The organism is Kribbella sp. VKM Ac-2566 (assembly GCF_004366005.1).
In the GTDB taxonomy this organism is placed as follows: Bacteria; Actinomycetota; Actinomycetes; order Propionibacteriales; family Kribbellaceae; genus Kribbella; species Kribbella pratensis.
In genome coordinates, this window is sequence record NZ_SODT01000008.1 from 920,532 (window position 1) to 935,551 (window position 15,020).

13 protein-coding genes are annotated in these 15,020 nt (G+C 69.3%); 7 read left to right on the plus strand and 6 right to left on the minus strand.

The features are described from left to right. Nucleotides 1-55: 55 nt before the first annotated feature. The 3 genes from EV647_RS07275 to EV647_RS07285 are packed head-to-tail and all read left to right on the plus strand — an operon-like array spanning nt 56 to nt 2,613. Nucleotides 56-961 carry a phosphotransferase family protein gene (locus EV647_RS07275; protein WP_134000246.1) on the plus strand — a complete coding sequence of 302 codons (906 nt, stop codon included), beginning with the start codon at nt 56-58 and terminating at the stop codon, nt 959-961. Nucleotides 962-994: 33 nt separating this feature from the next. Further along, nucleotides 995-1,504, plus strand: coding sequence for a SigE family RNA polymerase sigma factor (locus EV647_RS07280; RefSeq protein WP_134000249.1), 510 nt, complete (start codon nt 995-997; stop codon nt 1,502-1,504). Beyond that, entirely contained in the window at nt 1,501-2,613 is a 1,113-nt protein-coding gene (locus tag EV647_RS07285; protein WP_134000252.1) for a hypothetical protein, read from the plus strand. Before EV647_RS07280 ends, EV647_RS07285 begins: the two co-directional genes overlap by 4 nt. A gap of 75 nt (nt 2,614-2,688) precedes the next feature. Here the strand turns inward: EV647_RS07285 and EV647_RS07290 are convergent, their stop codons facing one another. Further along, nucleotides 2,689-5,685 carry a S8 family serine peptidase gene (locus tag EV647_RS07290; protein WP_134000255.1) on the minus strand — a complete coding sequence of 999 codons (2,997 nt, stop codon included), beginning with the start codon at nt 5,683-5,685 and terminating at the stop codon, nt 2,689-2,691. Nucleotides 5,686-5,840: 155 nt separating this feature from the next. On the opposite strand from EV647_RS07290, the gene EV647_RS07295 reads away from it, so the two are divergent. Beyond that, nucleotides 5,841-6,323, plus strand: coding sequence for an SRPBCC family protein (locus EV647_RS07295; RefSeq protein WP_134000258.1), 483 nt, complete (start codon nt 5,841-5,843; stop codon nt 6,321-6,323). Nucleotides 6,324-6,468: 145 nt separating this feature from the next. Further along, on the plus strand, nt 6,469-6,729 hold the full coding sequence (gene rpsT / locus EV647_RS07300; protein ID WP_134000261.1) for a 30S ribosomal protein S20: 261 nt from the start codon (nt 6,469-6,471) through the stop codon (nt 6,727-6,729). 257 nt (nt 6,730-6,986) lie between these two features. Here rpsT and holA read toward each other — a convergent pair whose 3' ends face one another. Then, nucleotides 6,987-8,057, minus strand: coding sequence for a DNA polymerase III subunit delta (gene holA, locus EV647_RS07305; RefSeq protein ID WP_238177069.1), 1,071 nt, complete (start codon nt 8,055-8,057; stop codon nt 6,987-6,989). Between holA and EV647_RS07310 the strand changes: the two genes are divergently transcribed. Further along, complete coding sequence (locus EV647_RS07310; protein WP_134000264.1) at nt 8,056-8,625, plus strand: cysteine hydrolase family protein; 570 nt, start codon at nt 8,056-8,058, stop codon at nt 8,623-8,625. The genes holA and EV647_RS07310 overlap by 2 nt on opposite strands. Here the strand turns inward: EV647_RS07310 and EV647_RS07315 are convergent. The 4 genes from EV647_RS07315 to EV647_RS07330 all read right to left on the minus strand — a co-directional run bounded on the left by EV647_RS07315 (nt 8,615) and on the right by EV647_RS07330 (nt 14,246). Further along, on the minus strand, nt 8,615-10,996 hold the full coding sequence (locus EV647_RS07315; RefSeq protein WP_238177070.1) for a ComEC/Rec2 family competence protein: 2,382 nt from the start codon (nt 10,994-10,996) through the stop codon (nt 8,615-8,617). The genes EV647_RS07310 and EV647_RS07315 overlap by 11 nt on opposite strands. 352 nt (nt 10,997-11,348) lie before the next feature. Continuing rightward, nucleotides 11,349-12,308 carry a helix-hairpin-helix domain-containing protein gene (locus tag EV647_RS43640; protein ID WP_370342505.1) on the minus strand — a complete coding sequence of 320 codons (960 nt, stop codon included), beginning with the start codon at nt 12,306-12,308 and terminating at the stop codon, nt 11,349-11,351. Next, a complete protein-coding gene (locus tag EV647_RS43645; RefSeq protein WP_370342507.1) occupies nt 12,208-12,822 on the minus strand; it encodes a pentapeptide repeat-containing protein in 615 nt (204 codons plus the stop codon). Before EV647_RS43645 ends, EV647_RS43640 begins: the two co-directional genes overlap by 101 nt. 581 nt (nt 12,823-13,403) lie before the next feature. Next, complete coding sequence (locus EV647_RS07330; protein WP_134000273.1) at nt 13,404-14,246, minus strand: DegV family protein; 843 nt, start codon at nt 14,244-14,246, stop codon at nt 13,404-13,406. Nucleotides 14,247-14,299: 53 nt separating this feature from the next. On the opposite strand from EV647_RS07330, the gene EV647_RS07335 reads away from it, so the two are divergent. Further along, on the plus strand, nt 14,300-14,818 hold the full coding sequence (locus EV647_RS07335) for a pyridoxamine 5'-phosphate oxidase family protein (RefSeq protein WP_134000276.1): 519 nt from the start codon (nt 14,300-14,302) through the stop codon (nt 14,816-14,818). Nucleotides 14,819-15,020: the final 202 nt, after the last annotated feature.

Genomic DNA, 15,020 nt, shown 5'->3' on the forward strand with positions numbered 1-15,020 from the left:
AGCAGATTCGAAAATCACGGGCGGACGGCCTCTGGGCCGCCTACCGTGTGGTCGCATGGCGCATGCTGCTGGGGTCCGGTTGCCCTTCGAGAAGCTGCCCGCCGCGGTGCGGGCCTGGGTGGAGCGCTCGCTCGGGTCCGTGGTGGTGTCGGCGGTCACCCAGCAGGGAGGCTTCTCCCCTGGTGTCGCGGCCCGCCTGGTGACCGCCTCCGGCCGCCGGGCCTTCGTCAAGACCGTCGGTACGGCGCTCAACCCGAAGACGCCGGAGCTGTTCCGCCAGGAGATCACCGCGATGCAGGGCATCGGCACCGTCCCGATGGCACCGGTCCTGTACGACGTGTACGACGACGGCGACTGGGTCGGGATGCTCTTCGAGGACGTCGAGGGGCGACTACCCGCGCACCCGTGGGAGCAGGCCGACGCCGACCGGGTGCTGGGCGCACTGGAGGAGCTGACCGACGCCCTGGACCCGTCACCGTGGCCGGACGCACCTGTGGCGGCTCTCCGGAGCAGGGAGTTCCTGAGCCGGTGGGACAAGGTGCTGGAGGACGGCCTCGCCGTACCTTCGTGGATGGAAGGCCGGGTGGAGGAGTTCGCGGAGCTGGCGCGGACAGGGCTTCGTGAGCTGGCCGAGGGCAAGGCGCTGGCGCACTGGGACCTGCGAGCCGACAACATCATCCTGACCGAGGACCGCGTGGTGTTCATCGACTGGGCGCACCCGGCGCTGGCACCCCGCTGGGCGGACACTGTGATCCTGCACGCCGACATGCGCGGGTCCGTCACGCTGCCGGCCTTGCCAAACGACCCGGCCATCACTGGGTTCATCGCGGCGATAGGTGGCGGGTTGTGGTGGGGTGCGGCTCAGCCGGCGCCACCTGGGCTGCCGACGATTCGCACGTGGCAGCGCGAGAGTGCTCTGGTGCACCTGGACTGGGTGCGGGAGCGGACGCAGCGTTCCTGAGCGCCGCGCGTCTCTAGCGGTGTGACGAATCAAATGGTGAGCATCGAACGCCCGGCGCCTGCACAGGCGGCCGTGTCGGCGCTTTACCAGCAGCATTGGCCCGGACTGGTCCGGCTGGCGGTGCTGATGGTCGACGACCGGCAGGCGGCGGAGGACGTCGTACAGGAGGCTTTTGCCGAGCTGTACCGGCGCTGGCCGTTGCGGGGGCCCGATGCGGCGCTCGCCTACCTGCGTACGGCGGTGGTGAACCGCAGCCGGTCCGTACTACGACGACGCAAGGTCGCGCGGCTGTACATCCCACCGCACCAGGCGCCGAGCGCCTCCGCCGAGAGCGACGCCGTACTGAGCGAGGAACGGACACAGGTACAGCAGGCGCTCCAGGGACTGGCACGGCGGATGCGCGAGGTCCTCGTCCTGCGCTACTACCTCGATCTCCCCTTCGCCGAGATCGCCCAGATTCTCGGGATCAGCGAGTCCTCCGCCCGCGCCACGTCGTCGCGCGGTCTCGCCGTCCTGACCGAACGCCTCGAGGAACTCCGATGACCGACACCGAAACCCGCCTCCGCGACTACCTGCACACCCAGGCCGCCACCTTCCCCGACAGCGCCCAGGGCCCGGGCCTCGAACCACCCGAACGCCGCCGCCATTGGCCGGTTCTCGCGGCCGCCGCAGCGATCGTCGTGGTCGTCGTACTGGCGGCATCCCTTATGACCCGAGGCGACCGACCCGACCCGGCGCGACGCCCGGCGCCACCTGTCTCCGGAGCCGCTCCCCAGGTTCCGTACACCGTGTACGAGGAGAACTCGCTCCACGACGGCAAGCAGAAGGTGCGTATTCCGACGGGGGTCGACGGCTACTTCTTCGGGCGAGCCGGCGGCGGCTGGTTGGGCTCGAAGATGCCCAAGACCGGTCAGTTCCAGCCTGGCATCCTGCTGCCGAACGGCGCGTTCCGGACGCTCGGCCCAGACCGGTCCGGCTATCAAGTCCTGTCGCCGGATCGCAAGCAGGTGGCGATGTACCACTACCTGTCCAACACCCGCGGCCAGGTGATCGTCGTCGACATCCGGTCCGGGAAGCAGGTAACACAATTGCCCGCCGCGACTGGGCAACCGGCCCTCCTCGGCTGGAACCAGGACGGCCTGTGGATGGACCGTGGGAAAGCCGGACTCGTCGTGTGGCAGCCGGCATCCGGTCAGCAGCGACCGGTGTCCATCCCGGGCTTCGACGGCGCCGCGGCGATTCCAGCGGCGGCCGGGACCATCGTCGTGTCGGCCAAGGCCGGCGGGAAGCGGTGCCTCAAGGCCGGTGCGCTGCGCGACGACGGGTTCAAGGTACTGCGGGAGTACTGCGACGAGGGACCTGAGCAGCTGTACCCGGTGCTGTCACCCGACGGCCGGACCATGATCCACAGCGTGCGAGCGGAGGCGATCGACGTCAACACCGGTCAGGTCACCAAGCTCAAGCTGCAGGACAGGATGACGGACACCCTGCCGCTGCCGGTCTTCGAGAACGGCACCCAGCTGCTGACACTCACCGAGACGGTCGGCTCCGGCGGCCTCGTCCACAATCAACTGTTCCGCTGCGACATCACGTCGGGCGAGTGCACGCTGCTGGTCAAGAAGGCGGACGGCTGGACGATCCACGAGCCGTAACAGACCGACGAGGACGGCCCGGTGATGTCTCCGGGCCGCCCTCGTCGTCGTCAGCCGTCTACGCGTACGGCGGTGTCAGCTGTCTACGCGTAGGACGGTGGAGCCGGAGCCGTCGGCGCCGTCGGTGAAGTGGAGCTGGCCGAGGTAGCGGGTACCTGCGGTCAGTCCGGTCCAGTTGGCAGTTACTGAAGCCTGGCCGGCGACTGTCACCGGCTGGCTGGCCGGAGTGACGGTCAGGTTGCCTTCGGGCTTCTGCAGCTCCCAGTGGTCGAGTTTGACCTGTTGCTCGTTCGCTCCGGCGTACAGGTCGACGTACACGTCCACCTGACCGCCTGCGGGCTGCGACAGGTTCACCTCTTCCTCGGCGGAGCCACCGGTGCTGCTGCCGAGCAGGGTCGTCGTACCGGCCTTGTACGCGAACACGTCCAGGTCGGTGCCGGCCGGATAGTCCGCGTCGAACGTGGAGAACCGGGCGTACGTCGTACCTGCCGGGACGTTCACGGTGAACTTCGCGACGTGGTCGTTGGCCTTCGGCGCGGTCGTCGGGAACGACACGCCACCCGGGTTCTTCAGCGCGGCCTCGCCGACCGTGGCCGGGTTCAGGCCCACTGCGGTGGTCTCGAGCGTGCCGGCGTACCCGGCCGTGACCGGGACCTGCACCGAACCGGCGGTGCCGGTGCCGTTGACCTGGACCGGCGCCTTCACCGTCAGCGGCTTGATCGCCAGCGTGCTCGCGACCGAATGCCTCACCGACTTCCACACCAGGCGGCCGAACGAGTACTGCTCGAGCGGGGCGCCGTCGTTCTCGATCGTGACCTTGTACGTCGTGCTGCGGCCCGGGAGCGTGACCAGGATCCGCGGCGTCACGGTCACCTTCAGGCCCTTGAGCCCCTCGACCTTCGGAAAGTAGACCTCCGGGACGTCGCCGACGTTCGTGACGGTCCGGGTCACGGTCTGCTTGCCGGCCAGGTCACCGATCGCGATCGTCGGGTAGTTCAGGTCGCTGAGGTCGATCTTGCCGTTCGCGCACAGCTCGTGCGTGCTCGGCACCTGCCCCGAGCCGCAGACGAACTTCGTCCAGTCGGTGTACGTCGAGTCGTAGACCAGGCCCGGGTCCATGCCGAGCTTCGGCTGCACCTGGCCGGCACCGTACCCGAACGGGTTCGCCGGCGAGCCGGAGTCGTTCTGGATCGGCTTGCCGCTGGTGTCCTTGTCGGTGGCGGTCGTCATCATCGCCGACTTGATCGCCATCGGGGACCAGGTCGGGTGCTTGCTCTTCAGCACCGCCGCGATCCCGGCGATGTGCGGCGTGGACATCGACGTACCGCTCATGAAGGCGTACTCGCCACCGGCCGCGCTGAACGCGGTCGTCGCGGCCAGCACGTTCGTGCCCGGCGCCATGATGTCCGGCTTGAGCAGGTCGCCGTTGCCGGCCGGGGACGGACCGCGGCTGGAGGAGCTGGCCACCTTCGGCGCGTTGACGCGGACCGGCGTACCGGGGCCGATGATCGCGGTCGGGTTCGCGGTGCCGCTCACGTACGCCTTGACCGCGGGCGTCGCCTTGTCGTCGAGGTGGACGGTCGGGACCGAGTGCAGGTCGGCGTCCAGCGTGCCCGGGGTGATGTTGAGCAGGATCATGCCGACACCGCCCGCGTTCTTCACCTGCAGGCTCTTGTCGACGCGGGCGTTCCCACCGCGGTCACAGACCACGATCTTGCCGGTGGCCTTCGCCGGGTCGAGCGTGCCCGCCTGGCAGAGCGCGAGGTTGGCCGGGTCGGCGTTGGGCAGGCCGGCGTCCTTGGCCAGGACCACCGGGGTCTGCGGCGTACCGGAACCGATGCCCGCGCCGGTGTAGGACTTGCCGTCGCCGAACGTCACGGTGGTCTGGATGTCGCGGTCATGGGTGCCGTTGGCAACCGACGTGACCCAGGGGTACGTCTTGCCGACGGTCGCCTCGCCCGGACCGGTGTTCCCGGCGCTGGTCGCGACGAACACGCCCGCCTTGGCCGCCCGCAGGAACGCGAGACCGGTGGCGTTCACGTACGTCGATCCGCTGCCGGAGATCGAGTAGTTGATGACGTCGACGCCGTCGGAGACCGCGGCGTCGATCGCGGCCACGATGTCGGCGTCCGTACCGCTGCCGCCGCCGGTCGCGTCGACCGCCCACAGCGCCTTGTAGATCGCGAGGCGGGCGTGCGGCGCCATACCGGAGCCCTTGCCGTAGTCGCGGCCCATGACGGTCATGTCGACGCCGTAGTTGCCGGCCGCGGTGCTGGCGGTGTGGGTGCCGTGGCCGCCGTAGTCACGCGGCGACTTGAACTCGTCCGGGATCGGGCGGGTGCCGATGCCCTTGTCGAAGTACCGGGCGCCGATCACCTTGTTGTTGCAGGTGACGGGCGCCTCCTCGCCGGCCTGGCAGGTGCCCTTCCACTTCTTCGCGACGATCGCGTCGGACTGCTTCGTGGTCTTCATCGGCGCGAAGCTCGCCCGCTCCGGGACGTACCCGGAGTCGATCATGCCGATGATCACGCCGTCGCCGGCCTTGTCGATACCGCCCGCCTGCTGCCAGGCGCCGCCCTTGCCGGACAGCCCGAGGAAACGCGGGGTGTCGACGGTGTCGGCGTGCTGGATCTCGCTCGGCTCGACGCTCTTCACCCCCGACGACTTGGCCAGCTTGACCGCGTCGTCGTACGACATCTCGGCGGAGAATCCGGCGTACGTGTAGCTGTAGTCGTAGAGCTTCTTGACGCCCGGGACCTTGGCGAGGACCTCGTCGCGCTCACCGGCGAGGTGCTTCACGTAGTCGACGACCGGCGCCGCGGTCTTCAGCAGCTTGCCGCCCGGCAGCACCTTGGTGGCGGGCAGGCCGGCGATGTCGCCGGCGTACTCGGCGACCGGGGAGTCGTCGAGCTGGACGATGTACGAACCGGTCTCGGAGCGCTTGACCTCCGGATCGGCGGAGGTGCTCGGGGCCGGCTGGCTCGCACTCGCGGCGTTCACCAGCACGGGTACGCCGGCGCAGGCGGCGATCAGTGCGGTGGCGACGAGGATCGCCGGGCGTTTGCGGGTCACGCAGTTCCTCCAGGGCTTGGACGGAGCGATGGTGGAGCCTTCGGCTCGCGGACGTTCCCGGCGCGCGGGCGTCACGGGGCCCTGAGTATGCCGTCAGCCGCCGACAGTGTCACGCTGTGCACAGGAGATGACGGCCGACAGCAAGGGAAAACCCGATGCCGGATCTGACCGAGTCCATCACAGTGCATTCGCCCGCTGACGCACTGTATCGGTTGGTCAGTGATCTGCCCCGGATGCGCGAGTGGAGCCCGGAGTGCACCCGCGTCACCTGGTCTTCGGGTCAGTCCTCGGGCGGGTCCTCCGTCGGGTCGGGCGCGGGGCCGGCGCCGGGTGCCCGGTTCGTCGGGCACAACCGGGCCGGCGTCGTCCGCTGGTTCACGTTCGGGAAGGTGGTGACCGCGCAGCCCGGCCGCCGGTTCACCTTCGACATCACCTTCGGCCCGGTCCCGATCTCGCGCTGGGACTACGAGTTCACCCCGACCGCGACCGGCTGCGAGTCCTGGACCGACCATCGCCCGACGGTCCTCAAGCTCCTCTTCCGTCCCGTCTTCGGCAACCGCGCCCCACGCAACGCCCACGGCATCCACACCACCCTGACCCGGCTGAAAACCGCCGCCGAAACGACCGCGCGAGCCTGATTCACCTCCTGCCCGGCCGGAGCGGGTTTGGAGGAGTGGACGGCTTGTTGGTAATCTGGCTCGTCGCGTGTTCACGGGTGGTGCTCAGCCGTGCGCCGCACCACCTTCCGTAATGACCGCATACTCCTGATCGAGGCTCTTCTTCGTGGCGAACATCAAGTCCCAGATCAAGCGCAACCGCCAGAACGAGGCTGCGCGACTTCGCAACAAGTCGGTGAAGTCGACCCTCAAGACGGCTGTTCGCCGCTTCCACGAGGCCGTCGAGGCCGGCGAGGCCGAGAAGGCCACCGAGACCGCCCGCAAGGCTGGTCGGCTGCTCGACAAGGCCGTCAGCAAGGGCGTCATCCACGCCAACCAGGCGGCGAACCGCAAGTCGGCCCTCTTCAAGAAGGCCGCTTCCCTCTAACACCAGGGCCGCGTCCTCGGACGCACCCCGCCAACGATCGGCCAGTCCCCGCGACCGGCCGATCGTTTTTGCGTCCCCAGGGCCAGATCAGACGGTTGGTCAGCCCCCAGCTCTAGCGATGGGTCGGGTTTGTCAGCGGCCGCGGGCAGCTGGTCAGCGCCGGCCGTAGCGATGGGCAGGTTTGTCCGCAGCCGTGCAGGTGGTCAGCGGGGGCCGTGGCGATGGACTGGGTTTGTCAGTGGCCGTGCGCGGGTGGATCAGCGGCGGCCGTGGGCTCGGGTGATGGTGAGGACCATGCGTTCCAAGGCGTAGCCGGCGTCGCCCGAGGCGCCCTTGACGTCCGCGTCCGCCTGCGCGACTGCCTTGATCGCGGTGGCGAGACCACCCGGAGTCCAGCTGCGCGACTGCTGCTTGAGCTGCTTGAGCTTCCACGGCGGTACGCCGACCTCGCGCGCCAGGTCCGCCTCCCGCATCCCACTCGGCGCACTCGAGTACTTCGCCAGCCCCCGCAACCCGCCCGCCATCGCGCTCGTCACCAGCACCGGCGCCACACCGCAGTCCAACGCCCACCGCAACTGCTCCAGCGCCGGCTCCGTCCGACCGGCGATCGCCGCATCCGCCACCGCGAAGCTCGTGACCTCCGCACGCCCACCGAAGTACTGCCCGATCAGCTGAGTCGTCACAGCCTGACCGCCAGAGTCCGACACCAACTGCGAACACGCACCGGCCAGCGCCCGCAGGTCGTGACCGACCGCGTCCACCAGCGCCGACGCCGCCCCTTCGTCGACCGTCCCACCGTGCAGCCGGATCTCCCCCGCCACGAACTGCGGAAGCTCCCACGCCTTCGGCGCGGTCGCGACGACCTCGGTGACCGATGCCTTCCGCAACTTGTCGAGGACGCCCTTCCCCTTCTGCCCACCGGAGTGCACCAGCACGGCGAGTACGTCGTCCGACGGCGACCCGGCGTACTCGATCAGATGCGGCGCCATCTCACTCGGCAGGTTCTCCAGCCCGCGCAGCACCAGCACCCGCTCGGTCGCGAACAACGACGGCCCGGTCAGCTCCGCGAACACCCCGACGTCCAGCGTCGACGCCTCGAGATCCGTCACCTCGACCGCGCTGTCACCGGCGTCCGCCGCGTTCTTCGACACCGCCGCGATCGCCGACCGCACGGCCCGGTCCGCCAGGAACGACTCGGTCCCGGTCACGAGCAGCACATCGCCGAGCTTCGGCGCAGAACCTTTACGAGCAGCCACCCCGTCAGCATCCCACGCCCTCCGGACAATCCCGGTGCGGCCCCGCAGCAAACCGGCGAGGATGGCGGCCATGACCTCACCCGTCGCGATGGCCTCGCCCGTCGACGCCTTGGTTCTTGTCGATCTGCAGACCGCATTCGTCTCCGGCCCCGACGCAGTACCCGGCGCCGCTGACCTCCTGGATCGGACATGCGACCTGCTGGACCGGGCCCGGGCCGCCGGCGCAGTCGTCGTACATCTGCAGAACGATGGTCCACCCGGCGCTGACGACGAGCCCGGCACGCCCGGCTGGGAGCTGTACCTGCCGCTCAAGCCGGGCCCGCGCGAGCACGTGATCCGCAAGCCACGCGACGACGGCTTCGACTCGACACCGCTCGGGGAGATCCTGGTGTCGGCCGGCGTACGCTCGCTCGCCATCTGCGGCGTCATGTCGGAGATGTGCGTACACGCGACCGCAAAGACCGCACTCGCCCGCGGCTACCGAGTCGTCCTCCCGCACGACGCCCACGCCACGTACGACGTACCCGCCGTCCCCGGCGTAGCGGACCAGATCCCAGCCCACATCGTCTCCCGAGTAGCCGCCTGGTCCCTGGGCGACCAACCCGAAAACACCACCCCAACCTCCGCCGTCACCTTCTAACTCCCTCCTGCAGCCGTGGGTGGGTGGTTAAGGCGAGGTGGTTGTTGGTGTTGGTGACGACGAGCGGACCGCTGACGTTGGTCGTGGCTGTTCGGATCGCGTTGTGGGACAGGAGGTCCAGGGTCCTCGGCGCCGGGTGTCCGTAGTCGTTGTCGCGCCCGGCTGAGATGAGCGCCAACCGCGCGTTCGCCGCGGCGATGAACCCAGGATCCTGCTGTGCCGACCCATGGTGCGGAACCTTCAACACATCCGCCCGCAGGTCGACTCCCGTCGCCACAACGGCACGCTGCGACTCAGGCTCCAGATCGCCGGTGAGCAGGATCCGGAGGCCGTCGAGCTCGACCATCATCGCGATGCTGGCATTGTTCTCCGGCGATCCCTCATCCGTGGACGTCGCCGACGACGTACCGGGCGGAGGCAGTGCCGGCACCTTGGCAGGCCACAACGTCGTCCAGCTCACCTGCCCGACGACCCGCTGCTCGTGGAACGCGACCGCGCGCACCGCGACCCCGTGCCGCGACGCGAGAGCCACCACGCGGTCGTGCTCGGCCCGCGGCGAGAAGTACGGCGTCACCTCGATCTCGCCCACCCGCCGATCGTTCAGTACGCCGGCCAACCCGCCGACATGATCCGCGTGGAAGTGGCTCAGCACGACAACCGGGATGTACTTGATGTCCAGGTCCTTCAGACACCGATCCATAACCGCCGGATCCGGCCCCGTGTCGACAACAACCGCCGTACGATCACCCGCCCGCAACACCAGACCGTCTCCCTGTCCGACATCACACACGACGAACAACCAGTCATCGGGCGGCCATCCGAGCGATCCGACAGGACGCAGTACGACGACCGCGAGCAGGATCACCGCGAGGATCATCGCAATCGGGCGAGCGAGGATGCGGTGCAGACCCAGTACGAGCGCCAGGCAGAGCACTGCCAGTACGGCGACACCGACCACCGTCGCCGGCCACGCGTTGGCGGCGCCCGGGAGGTCCGCGCCTTCGCGGGCAACCAGGATGATCCAGCGCGCCGGCCATCCGGCAGCCCAGCCGACGACCTGCGCCAATTGACTGCTCACCAGGGCGACCCCGGCCGTGACGAACCCGAGAATCGTGGCCGGGCCGACCATTGGACCCGCCAACAGGTTGGCGGCGACGGCGATCAATGACACTTCGCCCGACAGCCACGCGACAATCGGTGTACAGGCGAGCTGCGCGGCAAGCGGGCACGAGATCGCGTCGGCCAGCCAGTCAGGCATCCACTTCGCCAACGCATCCCGCCAACCAGGTCCGAGCAGGATGATGCCCGCTGTCGCGAGCACCGACAGCGCGAACCCGGCCGAACGGGCGAGCGACGTGTCCAGTAGCAGCAACACGATCACTGCGACCGACAGACTGCGTACGGCGCGGCGCCGCCCGCCCCCGCTGGTCATCGCCGCCAACGCGATCAGTCCCATCGCGGCCGCCCGCAGGACGCTCGGCTGTGGTCTGGCGAGGACGATGAACACGACGACCGTCGACAACCCGACCACGGTCAGCCCGCGCGCTCGCACACCGATCAGGCGCGCCAGCGGGAGGAGGAACGCGAGCAGGAGCGTCAGGTTGGTCCCTGAGACGGCGGACAGGTGCGTCAGGCCCGTGGTTTGGAAGTCTGCGTTCAGGTCGGTTGACACGCCCGAGACGTCGCCCATGACGAGTGCGGGGACGAGCCCGCGAACGTCCTCGGGCTCACCAGCGACCGCATCTCGCAGTCCTGCTCGGACCCGCTCAGCCGCACGCAGCCACCACGGTGGCTCGTCTACAGTCCGCGGCGGCGACCTGGTGGAGAGCATCGCGGCCACCTCGGCACCACCTTCTACTTGCTCGAGCCTCCCGTTCGCGTCGACGTGCTGGCCGTACCTGACGTGCTCCCATTTCGCAGTCCCCACAACCAGCACCGGCGTACGCACCCGTTCCCGGATCGCGTTCTCCGAGCCGGCGCGACTGCGGATCTCCTCGATGGTCGCCCTGACCACGACATACGGCGGCCGTCTACTGGTGGTGCTCTGCCGGAGCGACGGATCCCCGTCGATCTTGAGCCGGACGGTGACCGTCGCCGAGCCGGTCGCGAGTTCCTGCACGGGTCCCGCACGAAGGACGGCAGCGTGCAGGCCGGCTGCTATCGCCAGCCCACCCACAACAACCAACGAACCCACAGCCACCCAACCAGCCACCCAGCGACTGGTATGCCGGAATGCTGCAGTTCTGCAGCCAGGGTTCGGCCGTCGGAGGATCAGCCCGAGCGTCGCGGCGAGTGCCAGCGCGAGGCCGGCGACAATCCCGCCGACGATTGGCGCCTGACCGACCAGCACGGCCGCGGCCAGCCAACCCACAGCTGCCGGGATGAGCAGCCGCGCATCGAGCCGCTCACCCTCGCCCGCCTCCGCGGAGGCGGGTTCGTCAGCGTCTGCGATTGACTGATCAGCCTCTGCGGGCGCTGACGTTCGAACAGGTACAGGGGTTGGTGTGGGGCCGGCCTCGGAGGTCGACGTGCGGGTTGGTCCGGACGTTGATGCGTGAGTTGGCGTGCGCGTTGGCGCGGAGGTTGCTGCGGGCGTTGGCGCGAGTGGGTGGTTGGGTGGGTTGGTCGCGGGTGGGTTGGTCGCGGGCGGGTTGGTCGCGGGCGGGTCGGTCGCGGGCGGGTCGGTCGCGGGCGGGTCGGTCGCGGGTGGGTTGTTGGCGGGGTTAGGTGCGGACATGGGGTTTTAGGGAGTCGAATTTCTTGGGGCCTACGCCGGGGACCTCCTGGAGTTGGTCGATGGTTGTGAAGGGGCCGTTCTGGGTTCGGTAGTCGAGGATTCGTTGGGCTAGGACGGGGCCTACTCCGGGGAGGGCGTCGAGTTGGGCGAGGTTGGCGGTGTTGAGGTTGACGGGGGCGTTGGGGGCTGAGGACGGGCTTGAGCCTGCAGTTGGCGATGGTTGGTTCGGGGGTGGGGGTTGGGTGGTGGCGCCGACGATGATTTGTTCGCCGTCGGTTACCTGGCGGGCGAGGTTGAGGGTGGTGAGGTCTACGCCGCGGAGTGGGCCACCGGCGAGGGTGAGTACGTCGGCTACGCGGGAGCCTGCTGGAGCGCGGATGAGGCCGGGGCGGCGGACCTTTCCTGCGACGTGGACCACGACGGGTGGTTGACCGGACGAGGTTCCGGTGCCGGGCGTCTGGTTGATGCCCGCGGTTTGGTTGGCGCCTGGTCTTTGGTTGGCGCCTGGTGTCTGGTTGGGGTTGGCGGTTTGGTTGGCGGCTGGCTGGGTTTGTGATGCGGCAGGGCCGGGTTGGTTGGCTGGCTGGCTTACTGCCGAGCCTGTGGTTGTGGTGGTTGGGCGGGTGTCGGGGAGGGGTTCGGGGCGGGCTCGGAGGAAGGTCCAGGCGGCCCAGGTCAGGCCGAGGGCGAGCACCAAGGCCAGGACGGCGATGTGGCGTGGGGTGAGGGTCCAGCGGGCGTCGCGTAGTCGATCGGGTCGGGGTTGTTCGGGGGTCCATCCGCCTCGCACCTCATCACGCTCCTCCGGATATTCGTCTGGACGGTTCCTGTCGCTCGGTTGCCTGCTATTGGGGTGTATGCCGCGATCCGCTGTGGCGGGCGCACCACCCGGGTCGCCGATGCGAGCGGTCCACTGAGCCGCCGTCTGCCCGGCGGAGGTCTGCACAATGGAGGTCTGCGCGGCGGAGATCTGCGCGGTTGGGATTCGCTCGGCGGCGATTCGGTCGGTGGGGGCTCGGTCGGCGGGGATCCAACCCCCAGCGGTCCGCCCGGCTGCGGCGGCAGTGTTCCCGGCGGGGGTCCAACCGCCGGCGGTCCGCTCGGTTGCGGCGGCAGGCTTGCCGGCGGGGGTTTGCTCGGCGGCGGGTTGGTCGGCTGGGATGTGGTCGGCGTACGGGGTGTGAAGGTGGGTGGCGGTTGGGTGTGGGGGGCGGGGGGTTAGGCGGGCGAGGGCTCGGGCCCGGGCGGCCGGGTCGAGGGGTGGGGTGCGGCGGAAGACCTTCACGCCCAAAGAAGGTACGAGTCCGGGGCGACCGTGAAACCGCGACTTGAAAGCTGTGGAGAAACCTCCGGCTCGCGCCGGGAACAAAGGATCGCGGGCCGGCTGAGGGCGGTGGCCGGCCAGCCGGGCGCGGCAGCGTTGGTTGGCCCGTGGGACTCGAGACACCCGGTGGGGCCATGAACAGGACGTAGCGGCGCTTCTGTCCGATGTGTGGGTCGTGATCGGTCGATCTGGGGTCGTGCGACAGGCAGCCGTGGGTCGGGCAGCTGCTATTGCGTGTCCCCAGTCACCAGCACCTGTCCCCACCCCCCACCATCGCCCCGGCCGTCGCCACCACCGTCGTCCCACCGTCGCCCCACCGTCGCCCCCACCGTCGCCCCCACCGTCGCCCCAATGGTCGGCCTCCACCCGTCGAGCGGCCGACGGGTTATCCCCTCGTGTGGTGGGTTCTCTACTGATGGACGACGGGAGAACCCTGCACACGAGGGGATAACCCCGGCTCTGCTGACTGCGCTCGGGGCGGCCTCGAAGGGTCGGTTCGGCCGTCGCGCGAAACGCTGCCGTGTCCGGGATCGCGCCGAGTCGTGGCGTTTGGTTGGCCACGGGAAATGTCGAGTCGTGGATCGAGGCTGCGTCTGGCGGCCGTCGACACGCCGAAATCCACGACTCGAGGAACGTGGGCGACGGCGGTCGACGGCGGCGTGGCGAGGCCGCGGACCAGGCCATCGGGTGGGGCAGGCGGGCGGCCGGGGGCGGCGGTTAGTGGGGGCTTACTACTACGGCTAGGAGGCCGGGGCCTACGTGGGCTCCTATTACGGCGCCTACTTCTCGGAGGACTATTTCGTCGGCCTGGGGGAGGCGGGTGGCTAGGTTGTCGGCCAGGGTTTGGGCTTTTTCCAGGTTGGCGAGGTGGTGGACGGCGATCTGGACGGGGGTGTCGCCGGCGCGTTGGACGGCGATGTCGGCGAGGCGGGCGATGGCTCGGCTGGAGGTGCGGACCTTTTCGAGGGGGACGATCCGGCCGCCGCTGATGGTGAGCAGTGGCTTGACCGCAAGCGCCGTACCGAGGAGTGCCTGGGCGGCGCCGATGCGGCCGCCGCGGCGGAGGTATTCGAGGGTGTCAACGTAGAAGTACGACGAGATGGACTTCATCCGGGCGCGAGCGGCGGCTTCGACCGCGATGGCGTCCTCTCCGGCGGCGGCCGCGGCGGCCGCGGCGAGGACCGGGAACCCGAGGCCCATGCCGAGCGAGCGGGAATCGACCACATGGACCGGGATCGTGGACTCCTTGGCGCCGATCATCGCGGCCTCGAACGTGCCGGACATGTCGCCGGACAGATGGATCGAGACGATCGCCTCGGCGCCGTCCGCGGCGCACGCGGCGTACGTGTCGGCAAAGGTCTGCGGCGCCGGTCGGCTGGTCGAGACCGGCGTGAACGTCTTCAGCGCCTCCGCGACCGCGTCCGCCGATGTGGCGCCGTCGTCGTACGACGTCCCGCCGATCACGACCTGGAGCGGTACGACGGTCAGCGGGTGGCGGAGCAGCTCGTGCGTGGACAGACCGGCCGTGGAGTCGGTGACGACCTGCACGCGGGCTGCCATGCAGCGAGGTTACCGGACAGTTAACGTCCTGGCGCAGTGCCAAACTCGACAAGATGAAGGAGACAGCGACCGAAGTCACACAGTTGCAGGAGCTTCTCGACGCGGCGTACGAGCGGTCTACGGAGCATCTGCGCAACATCATCAAGGGGCCGCGGCGGCTGGATGCCGGGGAGCTGGTGCAGGTTCTGACCGGGATGTGCACGCTGAACCTGGCCACCGTGACCGCGCGTGGTGAGCCGCGGATCAGCGCCGTGGACGGGCACTTCCTGCACGCGCGGTGGGTGTTCACGACGTCGGCGTCGGCGGCGAAGGCGCGGCACCTGAAGAAGCGTCCCGCGGCGAGCATCTCGTACGTCGACGGCGAACGGATCGGGGTGTTCAGCCACGGGAACGTCGAGTTCCTGACCGCGGATCACCCGGACTTCGCCGAGATCGAGGCGCACCTCACCAACCACTACGGCAGCTCGCCGTCGAGCTGGGGCGACGACATCGTCTACTGCCGCCTCCAGCCCTCGTGGATGGTCGGCTACGCGTTCGACAAGTCGGCTGTGCTGGACACACCAGCGAGGTGAAGGCCACCCCTCCCGGGACCTTCACCTCGCTTTGGTTGTGCCGGGCTACTGACGTCCCCTGTGCGTCACCAGCCCGGCTCGTCCTGCTGACTCCCCCTGGTTGTCAGCCGAAGTTGGTGGGGCCTCGGCGAGCTACTCCCCGTATCCGGTTCCGTGCGAACCGGCCTGACCGCGAGCTCGTCGAGGTCCCGGGAGGTCCCAG